A 25436-nucleotide genomic window follows, 5' to 3' on the forward strand; every position below is an offset into this window, starting at 1 on the left:
ACGGGGAAGCGGTCCGCGGCCACGACCGCCCCCGGCGTCGCCGGGGGCGGGGGCGGGCCGCGGTCCGGACTCAGCCGGAGCGCGGCCCCGGGAGCCCCGCCCGTTCCCGCACCCCGGCGAGCAGTCGGGCCCGCTCGGGTGCGGACGTTGCCAGCACGGTGCCCGTCAGGGCGAGTGCGGTGGCTCCGTCGAGCACGGCACGGTCGGCGCCGGGGCTCTTGCCGTACGCCGTGAACCCGGGGGTGTGCTGCCTTGCGCCTCCCGTCTCGTACCCGATGGTGGGGTGGATCGAGGGGATGCGCTGCGAGACGTTGCCCATGTCGGTCGACGCCATCGCCTCGCCGCACCGTGACGTCGCCGTGCGGCCCAGTCCGGCCAGGGCCTCCACGTACGCCTCCGTCATGGCCCTGTCCTGGCGCAGGTCGGCGAACTGCTCGCCGTGTGCGTCGAGTTCGAGTGCGGCGCCGGTGGCCAGCGCCCCTGCCTCGAAGCAGGCACGCACCCGTGCGTACGCCTCACCCAGCTGCTCCACGGTCGGCGCCCTGACCTCCCAGCGAGAGCTGGTGCGGGCGGGGATGATGTTCACGGCCTGGCCGCCGTCGGTGACGATGCCGTGCACGGCCACCCCCGGCGGCAGCTGCTGGCGGAGCAGCCCGACGGCGGTGTGGGCGACGGTCATCGCGTCGAGGGCGTTGATGCCCTCCCAGGGGGCGAGTGCGGCGTGCGAGGGCTTGCCCCGGTAGGTGATGTCCCAGGCGCCGACGGCCAGCGACGAGGCGCCCACGCTGTCGTCCGGGGCCGCGTGCACCATCATCGCAGCGGCCACGTCGTCGAAGACCCCGGCGTCCAGGAGGAGGACCTTTCCGCCGATGTCCTCCTCGGCCGGCGTGCCGATCAGCTTGACCGTCAGGCCCAGTTCGTCCGCCACCGCAGCGAGTCCGATGGCGGCGCCGACAGCGGCCGCGCCGTTGACGTTGTGCCCGCAGGCGTGACCGATGCCGGGGAGGGCGTCGTACTCGGCGCAGAACGCGATGACCAGACCGCCCGTCCCGCAGGTGGCGACGAGGGCGGTGGGGAGGCCGGCGGCCCCCCGGGTCACCGTGAAGCCCGCGCTCTCCAGGAGGTTCCCGATCCTGGCCGCCGCGCGGTGTTCCTGGAGGGCCGTCTCGGGTTCGTCGTGCAGTCCGTGGCTGAGGCCCACGAGCTGCTCGCGCCAGGAGCGCACCGTGTCGGTCACGGTCCTGCGCGCGTCCGCGGTGTCCACGGTCCCGCTCCCGTCCGGGGTTTCGTCCGTCATGCGAGCTCTCCACTCCGTGCCAGGTGCTGTTGCTGTGCGGCGTCCGTCGTGCCCGGGCTGCGGTAGCGCAGCGCAAGGCCCGTGCCGGCGAGGGCGGTGACGGCGCAGGCGCCCCAGCCCCACAGGTAGCCGGACTCGGCGATGTGCGCGGTGCCCGCCGTGACGTGGGCCGCGAAGAACGCGCCGATCACGGCGGCGCCGATGGCGGCGCCGAGGGACAGGGCCAGTTCGTTGAGGCCCACGGCGAGAGCGGTCTCCTGTTCCGCGACCGCCTCGGCCGACAGGGTCCGTGTGACCGACTCGAAGAGCCCGGTGGCGAGTCCCACCACCAGGGCGCAGATCACGTACTCGGTCAGGGTGCGGTGGAAGAGGACCATCCCGAGGAAGCCCGTGGCGACGAGGCCGCCGCCCGACGCGAGCACGGCGCGGTCGCCGAGCCTCCGGGTGAGGCGGGGCGTCAGCGTGGACCCGGCGAATCCCGCGGTCACCATGGCGAGCGAGATCGTGGCGATGGCCTGCGGCCCCAGGCCCATGCCGTACCCGGTGGCGGACCGTGAGGCGCCCAGGAAGAGGGCGTTGGCACCGAGGAATCCGATCGTCCCGAAGGCCGCGCAGAAGGTGAAGCCGCTGACCACCGCGAGCCGTGGATTGCTCAGCATCCGCACGCTGACCAGCGGATGCGCCGAGCGCCGCTCGACCGCCACCCAGAGGGCGAGCAGGACGACCGCACCGGCGGCGAGCGCCAGGGTGCGCGGTGCGCCCCATCCCCACACGCTGCCTTGCGCGAGGACCAGTACGAGCGCGACGAGACCCGCGGTGAGCAGCACCGCCGCCCCGAAGTGGAAGCGCCCGCCGCGCGGTGCGCCGCCGGCCGGCAGGAGGACGCCCGCCACCACGGCGAGCGCGGCGACCGGCACGGCCGTCCACAGCCCCGCCTCCGCGTGCCGCTCGCTGAGCGCGCCGGCGACGAGGCCGCCCACGCCGATGGAGAGGAGCAGGACGCCCACGAGGAGGGAGATCCCGCCGCGGTTCCGCTCGGGTGCGCGGGAGCGCAGGATCCCCACGAGAAGCGGGAAGAAGCCGACCAGAGCCCCCTGCAGCACCACCCCGGCGGCGAGCGTCACGGCGGACGGACGGACGGCGATCAGCAGCGAGCCGCCCGCCACCATCGCGATGGCCACCCGCAGGAGCCTGCGGTGCCCGTAGAGGTCGCCCAGCCGCGAGAGCAGCGGCGTCATCACCGCGAAGGCCACCTGGGACAGCAGATAGATGTTGTTCTGCCCGACGGTGCTGATGTGCAGGCTCAGACCCACCTCGGGCAGCAGCGGTGTCAGATAGCCCTGGACGATGCCGCCCAGCAGGATCACGACTGCCATCGTCCCGAGCATGACGCGTCCGGAACTCAGCGCTCCGGGTCCGCGTTCCGCTCCCGGTATGTGTGTGGGCACAGCTTCACCTCTGGATCACTGGTGGCCGGTGGAGACGGATGGCCGGAACCGAATGTCGTGGCTACTGTGCGGGCGGAGGCACGAACGTCCCCGAATATTCATGGATTCGTCCGTACGGAGGGCTTGTGATGCGAGAAACGGTCACCGTCAGCGAGCTCGACCTCGCCCTGGTGAACGCCCTCCAGCTGCGGCCCCGGGCCTCGTGGTCGGAGCTCGCGCCGCTGCTCGGCGTGACCGCGGGCACGCTGGCTCGACGCTGGGAACGGCTCAGCGCGGAGGGGCTCGCCTGGGTGTACGCGGCGCCCGGCCGTGAGTTCTCCCGCAACCGGTGCTCGGCCTTCGTGCTGCTGCGCTGCCTCCCCCAGGACCGGGCCCGGCTCGCGGCCGGGCTGAGCGCGCTCCCGGAGGCGGTGACGATCGAGCTGACAGGCCCCGGCAGCGCTGATCTCCTGCTCGATGTGCTCGCCCCGGATCTGACGGCGCTCGGCCGGTTCCTCGGCGAGAAGCTGGACCGGATGCCGGGCATCCTCTCGGTGAACTGTCTGTTCACCACGTCGCTGTACGTCGAGGGCAGCCGCTGGCGGCTGCGCTCCCTGGACCCCGCCCAGCTGACGGCGCTTGGCAGCCCGGCGTCCGCTGGGGAGCCCTCCCGGACGCTCACCCTCGACGCCGTCGACCGGGCCCTGCTCGACGAACTGGTCCGCGACGGGCGGCTCGGCCTGGCCGACCTCGCCGAGCGCACGGCCACCAGCCCGGCCACCGTGAGGCGCCGGGTGCGCCGTCTCACGGACTCGTCGGTCCTGACCTTCCGCTGCGACCTCGCATCGGCGCCCGCCGGACATCCGGTCCCGGTCTCGCTGCTCGGGCGGGTGCCCGCACGGGACATCGCCGCCGTCCACCGCACCCTGGCCGCCCTGCCCGAATGCCGTCTGGTCGCGGCGGTCACCGGCCCGGCGAACATCTTCGCCACGCTCTGGGTGCACGACCTCGGCGACATCCAGCGGCGCGAGACCGCACTGTGCGCCCGGCTGCCCAGCCTCACGGTCACCGACCGCATCGTCGGCCTGCACACGGTCAAACGGATGGGACATCTGCTCGACGAGGAGGGCCGCCGGGTGGGCGTGCAGCCGATCTCCCCCTGGTGACGTCACCGCCCCTCCGGACACCGGATTCGGCGGGATCACCGGCGAACCGCTGCCCACCGTGCCGGACTTCGCCCGCTACCGGGAACGGCACGGGTCGCGGGGCGCCGGCCCGTCCTCAAGCGGTTCCCTCCACCCAGGGGCGGGGCCGTGGTCGTTGCGCCAGTCGAAGCCGATCGCCGCCCGCAGCACGCGGAGTCCCCCGCTGCCCGAAGCGGTCGCGGACACCGGCAGGCCGGTACTGCTCAAGCGGGGGACGAGCGCAACGATCGGGGAGTGGCTGCCGGCTGCCGAGTACATTGCGCACCGGGGAAATCTCGGTGTGGTGCTGTGCGAAAGAGGCATTCGCACCTATGAGCGAGCAACACGCAATACTCTGGACCTCTCGGCGGTTCCGGTGGCTCAGCAGCTGTCGCATCTGCCGGTCATTGTCGACCCCTTCGCACGCGGGAGGACGTGCAGGTCTGGTGGTTCCGCTCGTCCGCGCGGGTATGGCCGTGGGGGCCGGCGGGGCGATGGCCGACGTCCACCCGGCGCCGGAGACGGCGCTGTGCGACGGGCCACAGGCGCTCGGAGACCGTGATCTGAAGGAGCTCGGCGAGACTGTACGCGAAGGGCTACCGCCGGCCGGCAGGCTGACTCTGTGCGCGCCGCGGAACCCGTCACTCCCCCTGATGTCCTGACCGGCCGCAGGCCGCGAACACGAGGAGGAACGTTGCTGTCCAGAAGTGCTGAACTGTGCGTGATCGGAGCGGGGCCGAGGGGGATCTCGGTCGTGGAACGGATGTGTGCGAACGCCCCCGTGCTCGGATCGCCGGGCGACCGGGTGACCATCCACCTCGTCGACGCCCGGCACAGCGGCGGTGGGCAGGTGTGGCGTACCGACCAGCCGTCGGAACTGCTGATGAACACGGTCGCCTCCCAGGTCTCGATGTTCATGGACGACAGCGTGGAGGGCGAAGGCCCGGTGGTGAACGGGCCGAGCCTGCACGAATGGGCACAGGCCCTCGGCGGCACCGACCGGCCCGGCCGCTACCCGGCACAGGTCCTGGCCGAGGCGGGCCTGCTGGGCCCCGACTCCTACGCGTCCCGCTCCCTGTACGGCCACTACGTGGACTGGGCGCTGGCCCGGGTCTCCGCCGGCCTCCCGGACACCATCGAGCTGATCCTGCACCGCGCCGTCGCCCTGGCCCTGGACGACGCCGACGACGGCACACAGACACTGCGGCTCGACGACGGCACCACGCTGCGGGGCCTGACCGCCGTGGTCCTCGCCCAGGGCCACGTGGGGATGGAACTCACCCCCGACGAGCAGGCGCTGTCGGTCTTCGCGCGCGAGCACGACCTCGGCTACTTTCCCCCCGGCAACCCCGCCGACTCCCCGCAGGACGCCATCAAGCCGGGCGAGCCGGTGGCGCTGCGCGGGCTCGGTCTGAACTTCTTCGACCACATGGCCATGCTCACAGCGGGCCGCGGCGGACGGTTCGAGCGGGTCGGCGGCCGGCTGGTCTACCGGCCCTCGGGAGCCGAGCCCGTGATGTACGCGGGGTCGCGGCGGGGCGTCCCCTACCACGCCCGGGGTGAGAACCAGAAGGGCCCGACGGTCCGTCACGAGCCGGTGTTCCTCACCCCGGAGGCCGTACGCGCACTGCAGGCCGAGAGCGAGGCGGGGCGGCGGCTCCGGTTCCGCCGGGACATCTGGCCGATCGTCTCCCGGGAGGTGCGCCTGGTCTACTACCGGACGCTGCTCACCGCGCGGGACGGCATCGAGTCCGCCGAGTCCTTCGCCAGGGTCTTCACCGTCCTCGCCGCCGGCGACGGCGCCGAGGCCGAACGGGCCCTGCTCGACCGCTTCCGTGTCGCCCGGCAGCTGCGCTGGGACTGGGACCGGGTGATACGGCCGTACGGCGCGCGGACCTTCGAGAACCAGGACGACTACCGCGCGTGGCTGCTGGAGTATCTGCGCAGCGACCTCCACGAGGCCGCCCGCGGGAATGTACGCGGCCCGCTGAAGGCCGCCCTGGACGTGCTGCGCGACCTGCGGAACGAGATCCGGCTGATCGTGGACCACGGCGGGATCACCGGGAGTTCGTACCGCAGCGACCTCCAGGAGTGGTACACGCCGCTCAACGCCTTCCTCTCCATCGGCCCGCCCGCCAGCCGGATCGAGGAGATGATCGCGCTCGTCGAGGCTGGGGTGCTGACGCTGCTCGGGCCCGGTTTCCGGGTGCTGCCGGACTCCTCCGGCAAGTGCTTCCAGGTGGAGTCGGACACCGTCCCCGGCCCCGCGGTCCAGGTCACCAGCCTGGTGGAGGCGAGGCTGCCGGAGGTCGACATCCGCCGGACCACCGATCCGCTGCTGCGCCATCTGCTGGCGAGCGGGCAGTGCTCGGGGTACGGGATGCCCGACGAGAGCGGTACGGAGTACCGGACCGGCGGGCTCGCCGTGACGAGACGGCCCTACCGCGTGGTGGACGCCGCAGGCCGGGCGCATCCCCGGCGGTTCGCGTTCGGAGTCCCCACCGAGACGGTGCACTGGGTGACCGCGGCCGGGATCCGGCCCGGGGTGAACTCGGTGATACTCAGCGACGCCGATGTGATCGCCCGCGCGGCGCTGCGGGCGGCGCCGGCCTCCGCCGGAGACGGCGTCCCGGCTCAGTGAGCGAGCTGGGGGAGCGTCTCCTCGTTGCGCGTGTGCACGGAACCGGGCAGGCGCGCGACGAGTCCGGCGATCGTGACCGAGCGCAGCGAGGAGCGCCACGCCCTGTCGGCGTCGTTCATGACGGTGCTGACCATGCAGGTACGCCGGCACTCCTCGGGGGAGGAGGCGCCGGTGCCGCGCTGCCGGATCTCCTGGCAGACGAAGGGGGGAGCGGTGCCCTCGATGGCTTCGACCACATCCAGCACGGTGACCGACCCGGCGTCCCGCGCCAGCCGGTAGCCGCCCTTCGGCCCGGAGTTCGCGTACAGCACACCGGCCCGGGTCATCGCCTGCAGGTGCTTGGAGAGATACGCCTCGGGCAGCCCGAAGTGGTCGGCCAGCGCATCACGGCGCAGCAAGCCGCCCTGTGGTACCTGCGCGAGCAACATCGCACAGTGCAGACCCCACTCCACGCCTTGTGACAGCTTCATGCGGACAGTCTAGTCATGCAATATCCGGAATACCCAGAAACTGTTTCCGCCCAGGGAAAGGATGAGCGATGACCCAACCGTCCGAGAGCACCGCGTTCCTGGACACCGGTCTGCTGACACCGGTGCGGGCGGGTACGCCCGTCGAGGCCGAGACGGCCGACATCGCCTGGCTCCAGGCGATGCTGGACGCCGAGGCCGGCCTGGTCAGGGCGCAGGCCCGGCTCGGCCTCGTGCCCGCAGGGGCCGCCGGGACGATCAGCCGGCTGGCCGACGCGTCCCGGCTCGACCTGAACGACCTCGCGGTACGCACCCGGGGCGCGGCCAACCCGGTGGTCGCCGTGGTCGAGGCGTTCACCGCCCACGTCGCCGCCGATGACCCGGACGCCGCCGAGTACGTGCACCGCGGCTCGACCAGCCAGGACATCATGGACACCGCGGCCATGCTGGTGGGGCGGCGGGCCGGAGCGCTGATCCACGCGGACCTGACACGCACCGCTGCCGCGCTGGCCGCCCTGGCCGAGCGCCACCGGGACACCCTCATGGCCGGCCGCACCCTGGGCGCGCACGCCGTGCCGACCACCTTCGGGCTGAAGGTCGCGGGCTGGCTGGACGGGGTGCTGCGGGCCGCCGACCGGCTCGCCGGGGTCCTCTCCTCCGGGCTGCCGGTCCAGCTGGGCGGCGCGGCGGGGACCCTCGCGGGCTATGTCGAGCAGGCCCGGATCCAGCAGGTGCCGCAGGCGGAGGAGACCGCGCCCCGCCTGCTCGGCGCGTACGCGTCCGAACTGGGCCTCGCCGAGCCGCTGTTGCCCTGGCACACCACGCGCGGCCCGCTGGTGGAGCTGGGTCACGCACTCGTGCTGTGCGCCGGGGCGCTGGACAAGGTGGCGGTGGACGTCCAGGTGCTGTCCCGTACCGAGATCGCCGAGGTGGCGGAACCGGCGGCGCCCGGCCGCGGGGTCTCCTCCGCGATGCCGCACAAGCGCAATCCCGCGCTGGCCACGCTGATCCGCACCGCGGGTCTGCAGGTCCCGCCCCTGGTCCTGGTCCTGGCCCAGGCGATGGCAGCGGAGGACGAGCGGCCCGCGGGTGCCTGGCACGCGGAGTGGCAGCCCCTGCGGGAGAGTCTGCGGCTGACGGGCGGTGCGGCGCACACGGCCGTGCAGCTGGTGGAGGGGCTGACGGTCTTCCCGGAGCGCATGCGGGACAACCTCACGCTGACCGGCGGCCTGGTGGTGTCCGAGCGCATCGCGGCCGTCCTCACGCCCGCCCTGGGCAAGGGGCCTGCGCGGGCTCTGCTGAACCGGGCCAGCGCCGAAGCGGCCCGTACCGGGAAGCCGCTGGCCGACATGCTCACCGGGGCGCCGGAGCTGGCCGGGGTGGCCGGGGCCGCGGAGGTGCTCGACCTGCTGGACCCCGCCCACTACACCGGTGCGGCGGGTGTCCTGGTCGACCGGGCGCTGACGGCCTACCGCGCACGCCCGGCCGGGGACCTCAGCCCAGGGCCTCGCTCATCCGCCGGGTGATCTCCTTGAGGAGGGCGGGGGACGTGCCGAAATCCAGGCGTACGGAACCCTCGCCCTCCGGGCCGAAGCCGCGGTTGCCCAGGAGGGCGAGGGCCGTTCCCGCGACCACGATGCCGAACACGTAGCAGGTTCTGGCCCGGGGCTGACCGGTTGTTGCCTGGGGAATCCACCGATGCCGGTCACCAGGGACATGAATCCGCCGTGGACGCTCAGCATATTGACCGTCAGTCTGCCGAAGGCGATGGAGAAGCAGAGCAGCGAGACAGTCGGCGCCGACCTTCCCATTCCCGCGGTGGCGGCGAAAATCACGATGCCGGTGGTATCTCCCAAGGCCTGTGCCGTAATCCGTGGTGGCTCAGCGCGCGGCGTCGGAAGGCGGAGGGGCGTTCGCCTGCTGAATGTATTCGGGCGTTCCGACGACGCGGGCCCTGGCTGTCGTCGTGCGCCCGCCAGGGATTACGGGACAGCCCTCAGGCTCCGGCGCCGTCCGGCTGCACGGTGGGGTCGCCGCCGTCCAGCAGCCAGGGCCTGAGCTGCTGGCGGGCGCGGTGCAGACGGGACTTCACGGTACCGACGGGCAGGTTCATCCGGTCCGCGATCTCCGCGTAGTCGAGTTCGCAGATGTCCCGGTAGACCAGCGGTGTCACCAGCTGCGGAGCCTCACGCTCCAGCCGGTCGAGGGCTTCGAGGAGATCGACGCGGCTGCCCGCGATCACGCTGGTGGTACGCGGGTCGGGGTGCGTCGTCTCCGCCGTGGTGAGGGGAGTCTCGGCCGCGCGCCGCTTGAGCTCGCGGTACTTCTGCCGCGAACAGTTGGCAACCACCGTGTACAGCCAGGTGCTGAACTTGCTGCGGCCCTCGAAGCGGTGGATGTTCCGCGCCACCTGGACGAGCACGTCCTGGGCGGCTTCCTCGGCGTCCTCGCGGTAGAGCAGGAACCGGGCACAGCGGCGCAGGACATCGGGGCCGATGTCCCGCAGCAGCGCGTCCAGGGCCTCCCGGTCACCGCCCGCGGCGCGGGCGGCCAGGGCTTCGGTCACATCGGCGGGCCGGGTCACGGGAGGGTTTCCGCCGGTCGGGCCGGCTGGACTCGCTGGGGCATCACCCATGCATGATAGCCACATGTCCGTACCAGAAGAGATTGGCCGTTACCGCGTACTGAGGCGCCTCGGTACGGGGGCGTTCGCCGTGGTGTGGCTGGCCCACGACGAACGGCTGCACGCGGATGTGGCGGTCAAGGTGATGGCCGACAACTGGTCGTACCGCCTGGACATCCGCGAGCGCTTCGTAGCGGAGGCACGACACCTGCGCAGAGCCAACTCGGGCGGCGTGGTCCAGGTCTTCGACATCGGTGATCTGCCGGACGGGCGGCCCTACTTCGTCATGGAGTACGCCGACCACGGCACCCTGGACGACCTGTTGACCGCGGGCGAGCTCGATGTGGACGAGGCGCTGCGGCTGACCGCGGAGGCGGCACGCGGTGCGGCGTCACTGCACGACGCGGACATCGTGCACCGGGACATCAAACCGTCGAACATCCTGCTCAAGGGGCAGCCGGGCGGCGGTGAGCGGGTCCTCATCGCCGACCTCGGCCTGGCGAAGAACCTGGCGCAGGCCTCCGGTCTCACCGTGATCGCGGGCAGCAGCGGTTATATGGCACCCGAGCAGGCCGAGCCGTACGACGGCATCGACGCGCGCGCCGACGTCTACAGCCTCGGCGCCGTCGTCCACCACCTGCTGACCGGTACGGTCCCCGGCCCTCCCGGCAAGGTGCTCCCGGCCGACGAGTTGAGGCCCGGCCTCCCCGCACCGGTCGTGGCCGCGGTCCTGCGGGCCCTGGAGCCGGACCGGGAGAAGCGCTGGGAGAGCGCGAGGGCGTTCAGCGATGAGCTGGAGCGGCTCCGGGGGCTGTCCGGGTCCGCGATAACGGAACCGTCCCCGGCGGACTCGTTCGTGCGCCCGGCTCCGGGGGGCTCGCCCGTGCCGGCGGCCCCGGGTGGCTCGCCCGTACCCCCGATCCCGGGTGGCTCGCCCGTATCCGGTGTCCTGGAGGGCTCCACCGCATCCACCGCATCCTCCGCATCGTCCGTACCTCCACCTCCGGACCTGGCCGCCTCCGCCGTGCGGTTCCCTGCCGGGCACCCTGCGTCCCCGGAGCCCGTCGTGTACGGACCCACCGCGCCCGGGGAGCCCGCCGCGTCCTTCGCGTCCCCCGCGGCCGCGGGCGAGCCGGCCTCCGCCGCGTCCCCGGTGCCCGGCGCCCCCGGTGACGGCCCGGCCGCCGTACCGCCCCCTGCCCGCGCACGGCGGCCCAGGCTGCGGACCGTGCTGACCCTGCTGACGGTCGTTGTTGTCGCCGCCGGCGCGGGGACTGCGGTGACCCTGCGGGAGCGCAGGGCGCCGAGTACCGAACGGGTCAGCGACGCGACCGGCAAGGTCACGGTGGATGTCCCGCACGCGTGGGCCCGGCAGCTGTCCGACTCGGGCTGGTCGCCCGGCGCCCTCGGCCTCGGCGGCACGCACCGGGCCGGTCTGACGGTGGCGGACTCCGTCTCCGGATGGTCCGATCTGCGGGTGTCGGACGAGGGGGTCTTCGCCGGCGCCCTCGGCCCCGGCACGGACTCGGCGGCCCTGACCGCCAAGGTGAAGCAGAGCACGCACCCCGGCTGCCGGGATGCCGGCACGCGGAGCTACACGGACAGCCGGTGGCACGGCACCGTCCGCACCTGGGATTCCTGCGGAACCGGGGGCAGAAGCCTCAGAGAGGTCGCGCTGGTCCCGGTCGCCAGGAACAGTCCGCCCGTGTACGTGCAGATCAGATGCGCGCAGAGCTTCTCAGCCGAGGACACGGACCGCGTCCTGCGGAGTGTGCGGGCGGCGGCGTGAACTTTTCGGCCCCCCGGGTCATCGGAGTTAGGAGTAGGGACGCTACAGAAGGGACGGTCGGAACCATGCCGAAGCCAGGACAGCAGGGCGGGCAGGACCGGATGACCGGGACCGGCGGGAGGGCCGCACCGGGTGCGCGACGGGGTCTGGTGGCCGGAGCCGCCACGGCAGCCGTCGCCGGTGCGCTGCTGCTCACCGGGTGCGGCAGCGGTGACACGGGACCGCAGAAGGTGGTCAGCGCCGGCGGCCCGGTGGTCAGCGGCGCGTCCGCCGCCGAGCCCGGCGGCGGTAAGGACGCGACCCCGTCCTCGGCTCCGCAGGGAAACGGAACGGACACTCCTGCCTCCTCGGGCGGAGGGAAGAGCTCCGGCACCGGCGGTGCGACGCCGCCGGGCAAGGGCGGCAGCAGCGCCGGAGGCACCGGCGGCGGGCCGACGCCCGCACCGGCGGCCTCGACCCGCTGCCACACCTCGGAACTGCGGCTGTCGGTCGGTGGCGAGGACCCCGGCGCCGGGCAGGAGAACTTCCCGCTGGTCGTCACCAACACGTCCAGCCACACCTGCACCGTCAGCGGCTTCCCGGGGCTCGCCTTCGTCGATAGTTCAGGCCGTCAGGTCTCGGTGAATCCCGAACGCACCGGTTCCTCCGGCAGTCCGGTGAAGCTGGCGCCCGGAGCGAGCGCGTGGGCGCCGCTGTCCTACGCCAACCCGGATGTGTCGGGGTCGGGCGAGGTGACCCCGCCGACCGTACGGGTCACCCCGCCGGACGAGAAGGTCGCCCTGATCGTGCCGTGGGACGGCGGCCCGGTGCCGGACGGCAAGACCTCGGCGCCGCGCGTCGGATCGTTCTCGGCCGGCTCGGGCTGAGCACGGCCGGTCCGGCCGCGTACGGAGCGCGGCCGGACCGACGGGCAGGAAGAGCGGAACGGCCAAGTGAACAGGACAGCCGGAAGGGGCGGGCCGCAGCTGCGGCCCGCCCCTCCTCGCTCGTCCTTGTCCGCGCTCGTCCTTGTCCGGCCCGGCCTCTGCGGCCGGACCGCCTCAGCCGGTGACGCTGATGTGCGAGGCGAGTGCGGTGACAGCGAGGTTGCCGTTGTCGACCCACTGGGGGAACTTGAGGGTCTTGTGCGCGGTGGACGCGGGCGGTGTCACCACCAGGTAGGCGGCGTGCCGGGCGCCGGACGTGCCGGTGTTGGCGTGCGTCCAGGCGATGACCGCCTCGGCGCTCTGGCCGTCCTTCAGGCTCAGCGTCTGCTTGGCGGGGCCCTTCGCGTACCACGTGCTGCCCCAGTGCACCGAGGAGGCGAGTGCGTGGTGACCGGCGTCCTGAAGCCCGAGGCCCGGGTATCCGCGCAGTTCACAGGTGTGCCCGCTGGTGTTCTTGAGCTTCAGGACGACGCCCTGGTGATTCATCCCGCCGGCCAGCTGCTGCCCGAAGGAGGCCGTGAGTCCGGAGGCGGCACAGGTGGACGCGGACGCGGCCTGCGCCGCCCCGGCCCCGGCGAGTCCGAGTCCGGCCACGGCGACGACAGCGAGCCCCGCGCCCCCTATGCGGCGGGCTGTACGGGTGCGGGCTCCGGCGCTCCGGGTGGTGCTGTTGCGATGCTGCTCAGCCATGTCGATCGATCTCCACTCTCACAAGCGCGGAACGCGTGCGGTGCGCGTTCTCCTCGCTTTCTTCACTGAGTGGGATGCGGATGACGGCGGGAAAGTTCACGTGGATCGTACGGTTTTCGGCGGGTACCCGCCGCAGCTGCCGCACCCGTCACCCGGGCCCCCGGATCCCCGGATCCCCGGGCAGGCAGGGGGGCCGCTCAGGCGAAGGCGCGCTCCGCCTCGATCTCCTCCAGTGACTTGCCCGCCGTGTCCGGCATGAAGAAGAAGCCGACCGATCCGCTGATCACCAGGAACACTGCCAGCATTCCGGCCACCGGACGGATGCCGGTGCTGGCGAGCGCCGGTACGAACAGGCTCCAGATACCGACGAAGGTGCGGGAGAGCCCGAAGGTGAAGCCCTGGGCCGTACCGCGCAGCATGGTCGGGAACAGCTCCTGGCTGAAGATCTTGTAGAGCGGTTCCCCGGCGAATGTCCCGCCCACCGCGAAGAGCACGATGTTCAGGATGATCACCGGAATGGTGAACGGCAGCACCAGGTAACTCACGTAGGCGATGACCTGCATGGCTCCGCCCGTGCCCCACATCCACTTGCGTGTGAGGTGGCTGCGGTCGACGTAGCTCATGAACAGCAGCGCCGCGCCGATGCTCACCACGAATCCGGCACAGGCGAGGGCCACGCCCGCCGACTGGCTGCCGGCGTGCAGGGTCCTGATCATGTACGGGGTGAAGATCCCGTTGGTCGCCGCCGCCAGCCCCCAGAAGAGGTAGATCGTCCCGGTCCAGATCAGTGCGTTCCGGTTGGGACCCCGGAAGAGGGCGCGCGCCGTGGGCCTGGCCGACTCGGCCGCGTCGGAGGCCGTTCTCCAGCGCACCGACTCGGCCAGACCGCGCCGGAGCGCCCAGGTCACCAGCGCCACGACGAACAGCTGGAGAAACACGAGCCGGATACCGAGCAGACCGAACGGGGCGAGGACGAGGGCGAGCAGCAGCACGATGACCGGGCCCAGGCTCCAGGCGATCTGGGTGAATCCCAGAAGCTTTCCGCGTGCCGACGCCGGTGCGAACTCGCCCACCAGGGCGAGAGAGGTGGGGACGTCGGCGCCCACGGCAAGTCCGACGACGAAGGTGCCCAGAAAGAGCATCAGCGAGTCGACCGCGAGGGCGATGCAGAGGATTCCCGCCGCATATACCAGCAAGTCGTACTTGTAGATGCGTTTGCGGCCCAGCGTGTCACCCAGCCGGCCGCCGACGAACGCGCCGATGGCACAGCCGACCGCATTGGGTCCCAGCGCCGCGAGCAGCCCCACCGCATTCGAACTCAGGTGCAGATACGACTGGAACATCACCAGCCCAGCGCCCAGTGCCACGATGGATCCGGCGTCCATATAGGAGGCCATACCGGCGAGGACCGACCATTTCCACTGCTCGGGTGTGACTTTCCCGGTCTCCCCGTCCGCCGTTTCCCCAGCTTCCGTACCGAAATCGCCTGTCTCCTGGGGGATCATGCCTTTCTCCGGATCTGTTCATGGTTCACGGTCTGTGTTTCGTGTTCTGTGCTGCGGGCCGGCGGCGGGCGTGGACCGTCCCTGTGCTGTCCTGCGCGGACGGTGCGGGCGACGGTGGCGCCGGGGCCGTTTGCAGCTGCATTGTCCAGGCAATGCGGGTTACGGAGCGGTCCGGCGCTCCGTAATGAGGAGGGTTGTGCGTGAGGGCGCGCCGACACACGGTCTCCTGTGTTTCTCCGACGAAACTGGACAGCGGAGACCGAAGCGATGATGAAACGCGGCAATGCCGCTCTGCAGACGGGATGACATGACCAAGGGACGCCCCCGACGGGAAACACGGCCATCCGGCGGATCGAACCCCGGCAATGACCGGCTCCTCCGTATCCTGCTGAGGCGCCGCAAAAAGGCGCTGAGCGCCGAGGACGTGACGGTCACCGACAAGCCCGAAGTGCGCCGGGCGGTGTCCGCTTCCGCGCTCGGGAACATGATGGAGTGGTTCGACTTCGGTGTGTACGCCTATTTGGCGGGCACTCTGGGCGAGGTCTTCTTCCCGTCGAGTTCGCCCGGCGCGCAGGTCGTTTCCACCTTCGCGACCTTCGCCGCCGCATTCCTCGTACGGCCCCTCGGCGGCCTGGTCTTCGGGCCCCTCGGCGACCGTATCGGACGTAAACGCGTACTCGCCGCCACCATGATCATGATGGCGATCAGTACCTTCGCCGTCGCGTTCCTGCCGAGTTACAACTCGATCGGGTTCGCAGCGCCGATCCTGCTTCTCGTCTGCCGTCTCGTCCAGGGTTTCTCCACCGGTGGCGAATATGCCGGTGCGACCACCTATATCGCCGAGTACTCACCGGACAAGAGGCGGGGATTCCTGGGCAGCTGGCTGGACTTCGGCACCTTCGTCGGTTACTCGCTCGGTTCCGGCATCGTCACCATCCTGACCGCGGTCCTCGGGGACGACGGAATGGTGGACTGGGGCTGGCGGATCCCGTTCCTGGTCGCCGGGCCGCTCGGGCTGATCGGCCTGTACATGCGGCTGCGGCTGGAGGAGACCCCTGCCTTCAAGCAGCAGGCCGAGGAGAACGCGGCCGAGTACGCGAAGGAGTCGCACGCCGAGGGTGACGAGGACCCGGTGGAGGTGGCCAGGCAGTCCGGCAAGGGACGGCTGAAGGAGATCTTCACCGACCACTGGCAGGCCGTGCTCATCTGCATGGGGCTGGTCCTGCTCTACAACGTCACCAACTACATGGTGACCTCGTACCTGCCGACCTTCATGACGGAGACGCTCGGCCAGGACGCGCTCACCGCCCAGCTGCTGGTGCTCGGCACCATGATCGTGGTGGTGCTCACCATCACGACGGTGGGCCGCACGTCCGACCGCTGGGGCCGCAGGCCCGTCTTCATGGCGGGCAGTGTCGCGCTCATCATCCTCGCGATCCCCGCGTTCCTGCTGATCCGGCAGGGCGGCATCGTGCTGCCCGCGTTCGGCTGCCTCATCCTGGGCCTGCTGCTGGTGTGCTTCGCCGGCACCTCGGCGTCCACCCTGCCGGCGCTCTTCCCGACCCGGCTGCGGTACGGCGCCCTGTCGATCTCGTTCAACGTCTCCGTCTCGCTCTTCGGCGGCACGACACCCCTGATCGCCTCCGGCCTGGTGGAGGCCACAGGCAACGACATGGTCCCCGCGTACTACCTGATGGTCGCCGGGGTCATCGGACTCGTCGCCACCTACTTCCTGCACGAGACGGCGGGCCGCCCCCTGCGCGGCTCGGGACCCATGGTGGAGACCCACGACCAGGCGCGCTCCCTGGTCGCCGAGAGCCGCACCGAGGCCGGACGGCGGGCGCGGGACGTCTGGATCCATCTGCGCCACCCGTGGGCCCGGCGTGACGGAAACCACAAGCAGGACTGACAGCCCCACGAGTGACGGCCGCAGGGGCCGTGCCGTCCCCGCGGGCGGCCGGTCCTCCGGCGTCTCCCGCGGTCGTGGTGCTCAGCACCCGTGGCGGCAATATATAATTGCCATATGCATCTATCCCCGGCCTCCGACGAGCAGCGGATCGAGGACGCCGCCCGAGGACTCCTTCGAGGCATCGGACGGCTCTCCCAGGCGCTCTTCAGGGCCGGGGAATTCGGACTGCCGCGCAGCCACACCGCCGTACTCGACGCCCTGGAGCCCAGGCCGCGCCGGGTCACCGAGATCGCCGCGTACACCGGCCTCGCCCAGCCCCGGGTGACCGTCGTCCTCCAGGAACTGGAAGAACGCGGGCTCACCACGCGCGAACGCTGCGCCAAGGACCGCCGCGCCGTCGAGGCGTCGCTCACACCCGCGGGTGCGGAGCTCCTGGAGCGGGCGCGGCAGCGTATGGCCTCGGCCCTGCTCGAAGGCCTGCGGACCGGCGTCGACGATCCGGAGCGGGCCGTGGGACTGGCCCGGGATGCGGTGTCCACCCTTCTGCACGCCGTCGAACCGGAGGTCAGTTGACCACCCCAGCCGCCGAAGCCGCCCCGGCCCCCGACACCACGGCTCCCGCAGCCGGACCGAAGGGGGGCCGGCCACCCCGTACGGGAGGTTCCGTCGCACCCCGCCGGGTCGGCGGCCCCAGACGCTGGTGGGACGGGGTGCTCGCCGCCGACCCCGGGCTCGGTCAGCTGCAGGCCGGGTGGCGCTCGCTCGTCGCCGTCACCACCGGCCTCGCCGTCGGTTACGGGATGTCCGTCGCCCTCACCCTTCCGGCCATGCTCGGCATGATGGTCGGCGGCATGATGGGGCTGATGAGCGCGTTCGCCATCGCGGAGAACACCCCGCTCCGGCTCACCCGCGCCATCCTGTGGATGCCGTTCCCCTACTCGGCCGTGCTGCCGCTCGCCGCGTGGCTGCACCAGGACCGTGCGCTGGAACTCACGCTGATGGTGGTGGCGCTGGCGCTGACGTTCTTCCTGGCCCGGTTCGGGTCGCTCGCGCTGCTCACCGGCATGATGCTCTTCAACTCCTTCATGGTCGGCATGATGGCGAACATCCCGCTGAACCTGTGCGGGAAGCTGTTCGTCGTCGCCCTGGTCTCATCGGCCGCCATCCTCGCCGCCCGGCTGCTGCTCTGCTGCCCGATGCCCCGGGAGGATCTGCTCCGTACCCAGCGGGCCTTCGTCGTCGAGGCGCGCAGGGTCGGTGACGCCGCCACGGCCGCGCTCGACCCCGATGCCGACCACGACGTCGCCATCAAGCGCATCCGGCGGAGCCTGCGCCGTCTCAACATCACCACCGTCACCATCGACGGCCGTCTCGCCCAGCCCGAGGTCGCCGCCGACCCGCACACCGCCGAACTGCTCCACCAGTACCTCTTCGACGCCGAGCTCGCCCTGCAGGGCATCGGCCAGGCCGCGCAGCGGCTCGCCCGGCTGCCCGTACCCCCGCACCTGCGCGAGGCGATGGTCGTCGCGCTCGTCGTCGCCCGCGACACCCCGCTCGGCCGGGCCGACGCCCTGCACCCGGCGGCCCGGCTCATCGAGCAGCAGGCCACCGACGTCCTCGGTGACCGGAACACCAGCCCCGACGAGGCCGAGGCCGCGGTGCTGGCCCGGCGCGTCGCCCATCTGCTCGACTCGCTCGCCGACTCCCTCGCGCACTGGCTCGACCTCGGATGGAACGCGCCGAAGGCCCGCGCCAAGGTCCCCTTCCAGCCCACCGTCGCCCTGGAGCAGAACCGGCCCGCCGGAACCGGCGCGGTCGCCCGGCGGATCGCCGCGGCCCAGGAGCTGACGGGATGGCGGCGGATCGTCCCCTATGTGCGCGTACCGCTGCACGCCGCGGTGGCCTGCGCCATCGTCTGCCCGATCACCGACGCCATCGACCCCCGGCGCTTCTACTGGGGCCTGGTCGGCGTGATGATCACGCTCTTCGGCACCAACACCACGCACGAGCGGCTGCGCAAGCTCGCCCACCGGATGGTCGGCACCATCGCCGGAGCGGTGATCGGCATCTGGCTGCTCCGGCTCATCGGCCCCGGCCACATCTACTGGACACTGCTGGTCATCGTGGCCGGGCTTGCCCTGGGCGCGCTGGGCATGCAGCGCCAGTACGCCTACTGGGTGGTGGGGCTCGTCACCGCCCTCGTCCAGCTGTACGGCATGTCCACCCCGTACAGCGGCATGGACCACCTGCTGGCCGAGCGGCTGCTGGACAACGGGCTCGGCATCCTGGTCGCCACCGCCTGCGCCGCGCTGATCTTCCCGCTCTCCACGCGCAAGGTCGCCCAGGAGGCGGACCGCGGATACGTCGCGGCGCTGGAGCACCTGGTGACCCAGGTCCGTGAGCGGTGGGACGACCCCGAGGCCCCCGTCCGGCTGCGCGGCGCGGCCCGCGGGGTCGACGCGGCGCTCTTCCAGATCCGCAGCGTGGCCCGGCCGCTGGTCCGGATGCCGCTGGGGGTACGCGGACGCGGCGCCGAGAACCGGCTCGCCCTGCTCGCCACCGCCACCGCGCACGCCCGCGCACTCGCCGCGGCGGCCGATGTCGACATCGACCTCGGGCCCCGGCTCACCGGGCACGTCGAACGGATCACCCAGACGCTCCTGGAGTCCCTGCGCGCCCTCGACCTGCACTTCTCGACCGGCGAACCCGGCGGCACCTGGGTCCGGGTCAGTCCGCTCATCCGGGACCTCGAAGGGGAGCTGCGGGCCCCGGCGGGCCCCCGCGCCGACCGGCTGCACACCGCGCTCAGGGAGCTGGCCGCGCTGGACGAGGTGCTGGCCGGATTCGCCGGGGGCCGCGGTCTGCGGACCGTGACCGCGTCCGCCGGTCAGCTCCCCGCGGCTGCCGGAAACACCGGATCCGCGGGCACCGCGCCCGTCACGCCGCGGGAGCGGCGCACCCAGGAGGTCCTGGCCGCCTGGGCCGCGCACACCCGGCAGGCCGCCGGGCACGATACGGGCGGCACGCCGGACGTACAGGTGCCGGCCATGGCCCACGCCGTCCGTCCGGCGGGCCCCGGGGCCCCGGCCCCCGCGCCGGACGACGCCGAACGGGGCGCGGTGCCCGCCGCCCGCACACAGGACGGCGGACGGGACCGGGCACGCGACACCGCGGGCGCGGTCACGGTCAGCGGGTCCGTGCGGTGTCCGGATCACCCGGCCGACTGCGATGCGTGGATCACGGTGGTCAGCTCCCGGGGCAAGCGCCGGGCCGGCGTGCGCACGCTCGGTGGCCGTTACCGGATCACCGGTCTTGAGCCCGGCACGTACACGCTCATCGCGGCCGGCTCGTCACACGCTCCGCGTGCCGAGTTCCTCTCGGTGACCCGGACCGAGGGCGAGATGCACCACGACATCCGGCTCCATCCCGCGTCGGGGCAGTAGGACACCACCGCCGCCGGCCGGACCGGCTGTACGGGCGAACGGCCCGTACAGCCGGACCCGGCCGGCGGCGGTGTGTCTCCACGGCGCTCCCGTCCCGGCGGGGCCCGTCAGCCCCCGGTCCCCGGCTCCCGCGCGCCCTGGCCGGGCGCAGCGTGCCGGTCGCGGGCGGCGCCGATACCGATGAGGGCCTGCGGCACCAGCAGTACGACGAGCATCACCAGGGGCGCCGTCCAGCTGCCGGTCAGCTGGTGCACGGCCCCCAGCGCGAGCGGCCCGGCGGAGGCCAGCAGATAGCCGAAGCACTGCGCCATGCTGGAGAGCTGCGCGGCATGGCGGCCGTCCGGCGCCCGCTCCACGATGAACAGCATCGCCAGCGAGATCGCCGCGCCCTGGCCGAGCCCGAGCAGCGCCATCCAGAGGTACGCCCCGCTCACCGGTGCGGCGATCAGCCCCGCGAAACCGGCCACCGTCAGCACGGCCCCGGCCGTCGCGAGCAGCCCGGGGCGCACCCCCCGCGAGGCGAGGACCGGGGTGAGGAAGGCTCCTGCGATCCCCAGCAGGCTGGAGAAGGAGAGCATCCATCCCGCTGCGCCCTCGGCCATGCCCGCGTTGCCCAGGATCGTCGGCAGCCATGCGGCGGCGGCGTAGTACGAGAGGGACTGCAGACCCATGTAGCCGGTGACGAGCCAGGCGACCGGGTGCCGCCAGAGCCCCCGGACGGGATGGGCCGCGCCGCGCGCCTCGGCCGCCGTGGCCCGGGTGTGGCGGCGGATCTGCGGAGCCCAGACGGCCACGGCCAGCAGACCGAGCAGCCCCCACAGCGCCAGCGTGGTGCGCCAGTCCAGATGGGCGGCGTGCTCGACGGGGACGGTGACACCGGCCGCGAGCGCGGCCCCGCCGAACAGCGACATCGAGTACAGGCCCGTCATCAGCCCGACCCGGTGCGGGAAGTCGCGCTTGATGACTCCGGGCAGCAGGACGTTGGCGACGGCGATGCCCGCGCCGACGACGGCCGTGCCGCCGAGCAGCGCGGCCATCGACGGCACGAGCCGCAGCGCGGTTCCGGCGCAGATCAGCACCATGGTGCCGAGCAGCGCGGGCTCCATGCCGAATCTGCGGCCCAGGCGCGGCGCGAAGGGGGCGAGCAGGCCGAAGCAGAGCAGCGGCAGAGTGGTCAGCAGCCCGACGGTGGTGGCGGACATCCCCGTGTCGGTGCGGATGGTGTCCAGCAGCGGCGATGCGGCGACCACGGCGGGGCGCAGATTCAGCGCCAGGACGATGACACCGAAGGCGAGCAGACCGCCCGGCCGCACCGCGGGCGCCGGGCCGGCCGGTATCCGCTCCGGCCGCGCGGCGGCCTGTCCGGTACGGGTCCCCTTCATGAGCGGCCTCCCGCGTTCCGGTCCGGGCCGCCGCCTGCCCGGCCGGGCAGCGGATCGGCGTCCTGGAGGGCCCGTACGGAGGCGATGGTCTCGTTGATGTACTCCTCGACGCAGCGGATCGCCCGATCGGCATCCGCTTTCTCGATGGCGTCGACGAGGGCCGCGTGCGAGTCGAGCTGGAAGCGCGGCCCGTCCGGCAGCGGGGCGTGGGCGACGGAGGTGACCGTGGCCCGCAGCCCTTCGGTGAGGTGGCTGTAGAGATCGGCGAGCATCCCGTTGTGCGCGGCGGCCACCACCGTGTGGTGGAAGGCGACGTCGGCGTCCACGAACCCGGCGTGGCCGGGTTCGTGCCTCGTCTCGTCGCGGCGCCGCAGCGCGGCGCGCAGCGCGGCCACGTCCTCCGGGGTGCGGCGTTCGGCCGCCAGCCGGGCCGCGTCGCGCTCCAGCCCGGCGCGGACCTCCAGCGCCTCCAGAAGGCCGGCCCTGCGCAGCCGCCGCAGCAGCGCGGCGCCGAGGTCGTCGGCGGCGCGCACATAGGTCCCGTCACCCTGGCGGGGCTCCAGCATCCCGCTGTGCACCAGCGCACGGACCGCCTCACGCACCGTGTTGCGCCCGACCCCGAGCAGGTCCACCAGGACCGGCTCGGCCGGGATCTTCGTGCCGACCGGCCATTCCCGGGACTCGATCAAGGTCTGCAGCTGATCGATCACGCGTCCGACCAGACTGGAACGCTCCGTCGCGCGCAGCGGCATGTCCACCTCCAGGCTCAATACCTCCGGACAACCTAACATCCCATGTTTGACGGATGACGCCGCCGGAGCGCAGAGGGGGCGGCATCGCAGGGTGGTGGCATCGCAGGGTGGTGGCATCGCAGGGTGGTGGCGCGCACGCGCGCACCGCCTCCGGACGCGCCGGAGGCGGTGGCCGTGCGGGCCGCCGTCAGACCGTCAGCGAGTTGATCTCGTCACGCCGCCGGCTCTCGATCGACTCGATGCGCGCGGCCTGCTCGTCGGTGAGCACGTCGCAGACCCAGTCCCAGTGCAGCGCCACCCGGTCGCCGGGGGAGACCCCGGCGATCAGCGACCTGCCGCCCGTGGACCAGCGGACCGTCTCCTGGCGCGGCGCCCCCGGCAGCAGCGCAGTCCCGTCCCAGCCCAGCGGGGCGGACTCCACGGTGGCGGACTCACCGTCCACCCCGGTGACGACACCCGTACGGATGCGGCACCGGTCGAGCACGGACAGCGCCACGGGGTGCCCGCCGGCGCGCAGCAGCGCCGCCCACGGGTACACGTCGAACACCTGGAAGCTGTGGTGCGCGACGGCCCGGTGCGCCGCCTCCCGCCAGGTGCCGCCCGTCTGCCCCCGGAACCGGACCAGCAGGCGGTCGAGCAGCGCCCCGGGATCGGCCTGGTCCAGCAGGTCGTTGCCGATCCAGTACGCCTCCACCACGCGCAGGTCGAGTGGGTCGGCGACACCCGCGGACTCCGCCAGGAATTCGAGATAGCACCAGGCCCCCTCGAACTGCCGGGCCTGCTCCTCCATCCCGGCCACCGCTCCCGGCCGCAGCAGCGCTCCCGCGTCGTCGGGGCCGCAGTAGCCGAGCTCGTTGGGGGGATAGGCGTAGCGCGCGAACATCAGCGCGCCCTCGGCGCTCATTCAGCAGATCCGGGGCAGCTGCTCGCCGATCGGCAGGCCCACCACCCGGCTGCCACCGAGCCCGGTCCTCGCCACCACCATCCCGGTGTGGTCGGGCACGCAGGTGCCGATGCGGCAGGCCGAACCGCCGAGGGGGTGCGCCCGCATCGCCGCCAGGACCTGGTCGGCGCTCTCGCCCGGCACCACCGCGATCAGCTTCCCCTCGTTGGCCACCTGGAGCGGATCGAGGCCCAGCAGGCTGCACGCGTCGCGCACCGTCGCCGGGACCGGGAGCCGGCTCTCCACCAGCTCGACGCCGACGTCGGACGCGCGGGCGATCTCGTTCAGCGAGGCCGCGACACCGCCCCGGGTGGGGTCCCGCAGTACATGCAGGTCCGCTCCGGTGGCGATCATGCCGGCGACCAGCCCGTGCAGCGCGGCGGTGTCGCTCTCGACCGTGGTGCCGAACTCCAGCCCCTCGCGGCAGCTCAGCACCGCCACCCCGTGCACCCCGATGTCACCGCTGATGAGGACGGCGTCCCCGGGCCGCGCACGGGCCGGGCCGATGTCGACACCGTCGGGCACCATGCCGATCCCGGACGTGTTGATGAAGACGCCGTCACCGCTGGCACTGTCGACGACCTTGGTGTCCCCGGTGACCAGCCGGACACCGGCGGACCGCGCCGCCGCGCCCAGCGCCTCGGCGATCCGCCCGAGTTCGCCGAGCCCGGTGCCCTCCTGCAGGATGAACGCCGTCGAGAGGAAGAGCGGCACAGCGCCCGACATCGCGAGGTCGTTCACCGTCCCGTTCACCGCCAGGTCGCCGATCGACCCGCCGGGGAAGAACATCGGCTTCACCACATAGGAGTCGGTGGAGAAGGCGAGCCGCGGGCCGCCGCCGACGGACAGGACGGCGGAGTCGCCCAGTTCGGCCGCTGCCGCATCCCCGTACGCGGGAAGGAACAGATGCTCGACGAGCTCGCCCGACATCGCGCCCCCTCCTCCGTGGCCCATCACCACGGAGGGCGTCTCGCGCAGCGGGACCGGGCAGACCCAGCTCTCGAAGTCCAGGCCGGTGGGGTACTGCATGGCGTCGGTCACGTGGCTTCTACCAGTTCCAGTCGTCGGTAGGTGTGGTAGGCGGCGCAGGCGCCCTCGGACGACACCATCGTGGCGCCCAGCGGTTTGCGCGGAGTGCACTCCTTGCCGAAGGCCGCGCACTCGTGCGGTTTGATCAGGCCCTGGAGCACCTCGCCCGAGCGGCACAGCGCGGACTCGGACGTCCGGATACCGGACACGTCGAACCGCTGTTCCGCGTCGAACGCGGCGTACTCCGGCGACAGCCGCCAGCCGCTGCGCGGGATCATCCCGATGCCGCGCCATGTCCGGTCGGTCACCTCGAAGACGTCCCGCAGCATCTCCATGGCGGGCAGGTTGCCCTCCGCGCGGACCGCGCGGGGATAGGCGTTCTCCACTTCATGACGGCCCTCTTCGAGCTGGACGACCGTACGGCGGATGCCCTCGAGGATGTCCAGCGGCTCGAAGCCGGTGACGACGATCGGTACCCGGTACTTCTCCGCGAGCGGCGGGTACTCCGCGGTCCCCATCACGCTGCACACATGACCCGCGGCGAGGAAGGCCTGCACCCGGCAGGTGGCGGATTCCATGATCGCCGAGATCGCGGGCGGCACCAGGACGTGCGAGACGAGCATGGAGAAGTTGCGTACGCCGAGCCGTCCGGCCTGGTGCACCGTCATCGCGTTGGCCGGAGCGGTGGTCTCGAAGCCGATCCCGAAGAACACGACCTCGCGGTCCGGATTCTCCCGGGCCACCTTCAGCGCGTCCAGCGGTGAGTACACCACCCGGACGTCCCCTCCCGCGCTCTTCACCGAGAAGAGGTCCCGGCTGCTGCCCGGCACCCGGAGCATGTCACCGAAGGAGCAGAAGATGACCCCGGGCCTCGCCGCGATGGCGAGCGCCCGGTCGATGATCTCCAGCGGGGTGACGCAGACCGGGCAGCCGGGCCCGTGGATCAGCTCGATCCCGTCGGGGAGCAGCTGGTCGATGCCGTGGCGGATGATCGAGTGCGTCTGGCCGCCGCAGACCTCCATCAGCGCCCACGGCCGTGTGGTCGCCGCACGGATCTGGTCGAGCAGCTTCTTCGCCGCCGCGGGGTTGCTGAACTCGTCGAGGTACTTCACCGGCCGGCTCCTTCGGAAGACTCCTGCTGCGCGGCCCGTGCGGCGAGTTCGAAGCCGTCGCCGAACTCCTCCTCAAGGATGCCGAGCCTGTCGAATTCGGCCAGCGTCCGCCGGGCCGACTCCTCGTCGAGGCGCTGGATGGCGAACCCGACGTGTACGACGACGTACTCACCGGCCGTCACATCCGGGATGTACTGGAGGCACACCTCCTTGCGCACGCCGCCGAAGTCGACATCGGCCATCAGCGTGCCGTCGACCTCCGCGGTACTGAGGACGCGCCCCGGAACTGCCAGACACATGGTTCCTCTTCTCTGTGG

Annotated in this window: 23 protein-coding genes; 10 read left to right on the forward strand and 13 right to left on the reverse strand. The window is 72.3% G+C overall.

Annotated elements, in window-relative coordinates; translation table 11 throughout:
- Positions 1 to 70 precede the first annotated feature (70 nt).
- Both OG917_RS26350 and OG917_RS26355 read right to left on the reverse strand, forming a co-directional pair.
- Positions 71 to 1297, reverse strand: coding sequence for an amidohydrolase (locus OG917_RS26350; protein WP_328320191.1), 1227 nt, complete (start codon positions 1295 to 1297; stop codon positions 71 to 73).
- On the reverse strand, positions 1294 to 2673 hold the full coding sequence (locus OG917_RS26355) for an MFS transporter (protein WP_328320193.1): 1380 nt from the start codon (positions 2671 to 2673) through the stop codon (positions 1294 to 1296). The genes OG917_RS26350 and OG917_RS26355 overlap by 4 nt, the downstream gene beginning before the upstream one ends.
- Positions 2674 to 2873: 200 nt before the next feature.
- Here OG917_RS26355 and OG917_RS26360 point away from each other — a divergent pair, with 200 nt between their 5' ends.
- From OG917_RS26360 to OG917_RS26375, 4 genes are read left to right on the forward strand one after another with little or no spacing between them, the layout of a single operon-like run.
- Complete coding sequence (locus OG917_RS26360) at positions 2874 to 3890, forward strand: Lrp/AsnC family transcriptional regulator (RefSeq protein WP_328320195.1); 1017 nt, start codon at positions 2874 to 2876, stop codon at positions 3888 to 3890.
- Positions 3891 to 3948: 58 nt separating this feature from the next.
- Positions 3949 to 4470 (forward strand): hypothetical protein, encoded by a 522-nt coding sequence (locus OG917_RS26365; protein WP_328320197.1) that lies wholly within the window; start codon positions 3949 to 3951, stop codon positions 4468 to 4470.
- On the forward strand, positions 4379 to 4570 hold the full coding sequence (locus OG917_RS26370) for a hypothetical protein (protein ID WP_328320199.1): 192 nt from the start codon (positions 4379 to 4381) through the stop codon (positions 4568 to 4570). Before OG917_RS26365 ends, OG917_RS26370 begins: the two co-directional genes overlap by 92 nt.
- A 32-nt stretch (positions 4571 to 4602) precedes the next feature.
- Positions 4603 to 6549: an FAD/NAD(P)-binding protein gene (locus tag OG917_RS26375; protein ID WP_328320201.1), complete on the forward strand. Its 1947-nt coding sequence runs from the start codon at positions 4603 to 4605 to the stop codon at positions 6547 to 6549.
- Here the strand turns inward: OG917_RS26375 and OG917_RS26380 are convergent.
- The gene (locus OG917_RS26380; RefSeq protein ID WP_328320203.1) at positions 6543 to 7019 is read right to left on the reverse strand and encodes an RrF2 family transcriptional regulator; all 477 of its coding nucleotides are present in this window, start codon (positions 7017 to 7019) and stop codon (positions 6543 to 6545) included. The two genes, OG917_RS26375 and OG917_RS26380, sit on opposite strands and share 7 nt — an antisense overlap.
- A 68-nt stretch (positions 7020 to 7087) precedes the next feature.
- Between OG917_RS26380 and OG917_RS26385 the strand changes: the two genes are divergently transcribed.
- Positions 7088 to 8542 carry a class-II fumarase/aspartase family protein gene (locus tag OG917_RS26385; protein ID WP_328320205.1) on the forward strand — a complete coding sequence of 485 codons (1455 nt, stop codon included), beginning with the start codon at positions 7088 to 7090 and terminating at the stop codon, positions 8540 to 8542.
- Here the strand turns inward: OG917_RS26385 and OG917_RS26390 are convergent.
- Together OG917_RS26390 and OG917_RS26395 are read right to left on the reverse strand one after the other, a co-directional pair.
- Positions 8511 to 8663, reverse strand: coding sequence for a hypothetical protein (locus OG917_RS26390; protein WP_328320207.1), 153 nt, complete (start codon positions 8661 to 8663; stop codon positions 8511 to 8513). The genes OG917_RS26385 and OG917_RS26390 overlap by 32 nt on opposite strands.
- 349 nt (positions 8664 to 9012) lie before the next feature.
- On the reverse strand, positions 9013 to 9600 hold the full coding sequence (locus tag OG917_RS26395) for an RNA polymerase sigma factor (RefSeq protein WP_328320209.1): 588 nt from the start codon (positions 9598 to 9600) through the stop codon (positions 9013 to 9015).
- A 64-nt stretch (positions 9601 to 9664) separates the two neighbouring features.
- Here OG917_RS26395 and OG917_RS26400 point away from each other — a divergent pair, with 64 nt between their 5' ends.
- Entirely contained in the window at positions 9665 to 11428 is a 1764-nt protein-coding gene (locus OG917_RS26400) for a serine/threonine-protein kinase (protein ID WP_328320211.1), read from the forward strand.
- Positions 11429 to 11493: 65 nt separating this feature from the next.
- Positions 11494 to 12294 (forward strand): DUF4232 domain-containing protein, encoded by an 801-nt coding sequence (locus OG917_RS26405; protein WP_328320213.1) that lies wholly within the window; start codon positions 11494 to 11496, stop codon positions 12292 to 12294.
- Positions 12295 to 12468: 174 nt separating this feature from the next.
- Here the strand turns inward: OG917_RS26405 and OG917_RS26410 are convergent, their stop codons facing one another.
- Together OG917_RS26410 and OG917_RS26415 are read right to left on the reverse strand one after the other, a co-directional pair.
- On the reverse strand, positions 12469 to 13044 hold the full coding sequence (locus OG917_RS26410) for a DUF4232 domain-containing protein (protein WP_328320215.1): 576 nt from the start codon (positions 13042 to 13044) through the stop codon (positions 12469 to 12471).
- A gap of 197 nt (positions 13045 to 13241) precedes the next feature.
- Complete coding sequence (locus OG917_RS26415; protein ID WP_328320217.1) at positions 13242 to 14549, reverse strand: MFS transporter; 1308 nt, start codon at positions 14547 to 14549, stop codon at positions 13242 to 13244.
- Positions 14550 to 14832: 283 nt separating this feature from the next.
- Between OG917_RS26415 and proP the strand changes: the two genes are divergently transcribed.
- From proP to OG917_RS26430, 3 genes are all read left to right on the forward strand, one after another.
- Positions 14833 to 16458, forward strand: coding sequence for a glycine betaine/L-proline transporter ProP (gene proP / locus OG917_RS26420; RefSeq protein WP_443059018.1), 1626 nt, complete (start codon positions 14833 to 14835; stop codon positions 16456 to 16458).
- Between the two features lie 114 nt (positions 16459 to 16572).
- The gene (locus OG917_RS26425) at positions 16573 to 17031 is read left to right on the forward strand and encodes a MarR family winged helix-turn-helix transcriptional regulator (RefSeq protein ID WP_328320221.1); all 459 of its coding nucleotides are present in this window, start codon (positions 16573 to 16575) and stop codon (positions 17029 to 17031) included.
- Positions 17028 to 19901, forward strand: a complete 2874-nt coding sequence (locus OG917_RS26430; protein ID WP_328320223.1) for an FUSC family protein — start codon at positions 17028 to 17030, stop codon at positions 19899 to 19901. The genes OG917_RS26425 and OG917_RS26430 overlap by 4 nt, the downstream gene beginning before the upstream one ends.
- A gap of 107 nt (positions 19902 to 20008) precedes the next feature.
- On the opposite strand, the gene OG917_RS26435 is transcribed toward OG917_RS26430, so the two are convergent.
- The 6 genes from OG917_RS26435 to OG917_RS26460 form a co-directional block, all read right to left on the reverse strand.
- Entirely contained in the window at positions 20009 to 21283 is a 1275-nt protein-coding gene (locus OG917_RS26435; protein WP_328320225.1) for a CynX/NimT family MFS transporter, read from the reverse strand.
- Positions 21280 to 22035: a FadR/GntR family transcriptional regulator gene (locus OG917_RS26440; RefSeq protein WP_328320227.1), complete on the reverse strand. Its 756-nt coding sequence runs from the start codon at positions 22033 to 22035 to the stop codon at positions 21280 to 21282. The genes OG917_RS26435 and OG917_RS26440 overlap by 4 nt, the downstream gene beginning before the upstream one ends.
- A gap of 187 nt (positions 22036 to 22222) precedes the next feature.
- Positions 22223 to 22939 carry a DUF6390 family protein gene (locus tag OG917_RS26445; RefSeq protein ID WP_328320229.1) on the reverse strand — a complete coding sequence of 239 codons (717 nt, stop codon included), beginning with the start codon at positions 22937 to 22939 and terminating at the stop codon, positions 22223 to 22225.
- On the reverse strand, positions 22940 to 24007 hold the full coding sequence (gene hypE, locus OG917_RS26450; protein WP_328322194.1) for a hydrogenase expression/formation protein HypE: 1068 nt from the start codon (positions 24005 to 24007) through the stop codon (positions 22940 to 22942).
- Between the two features lie 8 nt (positions 24008 to 24015).
- Entirely contained in the window at positions 24016 to 25119 is a 1104-nt protein-coding gene (gene hypD, locus OG917_RS26455; RefSeq protein ID WP_328320231.1) for a hydrogenase formation protein HypD, read from the reverse strand.
- The gene (locus OG917_RS26460) at positions 25116 to 25418 is read right to left on the reverse strand and encodes a HypC/HybG/HupF family hydrogenase formation chaperone (RefSeq protein ID WP_328320232.1); all 303 of its coding nucleotides are present in this window, start codon (positions 25416 to 25418) and stop codon (positions 25116 to 25118) included. Before OG917_RS26460 ends, hypD begins: the two co-directional genes overlap by 4 nt.
- Positions 25419 to 25436: the final 18 nt, after the last annotated feature.

Source organism: Streptomyces sp. NBC_00388 (assembly GCF_036061255.1).
GTDB lineage: Bacteria > Actinomycetota > Actinomycetes > Streptomycetales > Streptomycetaceae > Streptomyces.

Bases quoted from the DNA above. Each gene is read 5' to 3' on its own strand.
- OG917_RS26405 (WP_328320213.1), top strand. From the start codon at position 11,494: ATGCCGAAGCCAGGACAGCAGGGCGGGCAGGACCGGATGACCGGGACC.
- OG917_RS26460 (WP_328320232.1), bottom strand. From the start codon at position 25,418: ATGTGTCTGGCAGTTCCGGGGCGCGTCCTCAGTACCGCGGAGGTCGAC.
- OG917_RS26370 (WP_328320199.1), top strand. From the start codon at position 4,379: ATGGCCGTGGGGGCCGGCGGGGCGATGGCCGACGTCCACCCGGCGCCG.
- OG917_RS26425 (WP_328320221.1), top strand. From the start codon at position 16,573: ATGCATCTATCCCCGGCCTCCGACGAGCAGCGGATCGAGGACGCCGCC.
- OG917_RS26385 (WP_328320205.1), top strand. From the start codon at position 7,088: ATGACCCAACCGTCCGAGAGCACCGCGTTCCTGGACACCGGTCTGCTG.
- OG917_RS26380 (WP_328320203.1), bottom strand. From the start codon at position 7,019: ATGAAGCTGTCACAAGGCGTGGAGTGGGGTCTGCACTGTGCGATGTTG.
- OG917_RS26355 (WP_328320193.1), bottom strand. From the start codon at position 2,673: ATGGCAGTCGTGATCCTGCTGGGCGGCATCGTCCAGGGCTATCTGACA.
- OG917_RS26350 (WP_328320191.1), bottom strand. From the start codon at position 1,297: ATGACGGACGAAACCCCGGACGGGAGCGGGACCGTGGACACCGCGGAC.
- hypE (WP_328322194.1), bottom strand. From the start codon at position 24,007: ATGCAGTACCCCACCGGCCTGGACTTCGAGAGCTGGGTCTGCCCGGTC.
- OG917_RS26360 (WP_328320195.1), top strand. From the start codon at position 2,874: ATGCGAGAAACGGTCACCGTCAGCGAGCTCGACCTCGCCCTGGTGAAC.
- OG917_RS26445 (WP_328320229.1), bottom strand. From the start codon at position 22,939: ATGAGCGCCGAGGGCGCGCTGATGTTCGCGCGCTACGCCTATCCCCCC.
- OG917_RS26410 (WP_328320215.1), bottom strand. From the start codon at position 13,044: ATGGCTGAGCAGCATCGCAACAGCACCACCCGGAGCGCCGGAGCCCGC.
- OG917_RS26415 (WP_328320217.1), bottom strand. From the start codon at position 14,549: ATGATCCCCCAGGAGACAGGCGATTTCGGTACGGAAGCTGGGGAAACG.
- OG917_RS26400 (WP_328320211.1), top strand. From the start codon at position 9,665: ATGTCCGTACCAGAAGAGATTGGCCGTTACCGCGTACTGAGGCGCCTC.
- proP (WP_443059018.1), top strand. From the start codon at position 14,833: ATGCCGCTCTGCAGACGGGATGACATGACCAAGGGACGCCCCCGACGG.
- OG917_RS26440 (WP_328320227.1), bottom strand. From the start codon at position 22,035: ATGCCGCTGCGCGCGACGGAGCGTTCCAGTCTGGTCGGACGCGTGATC.
- OG917_RS26435 (WP_328320225.1), bottom strand. From the start codon at position 21,283: ATGAAGGGGACCCGTACCGGACAGGCCGCCGCGCGGCCGGAGCGGATA.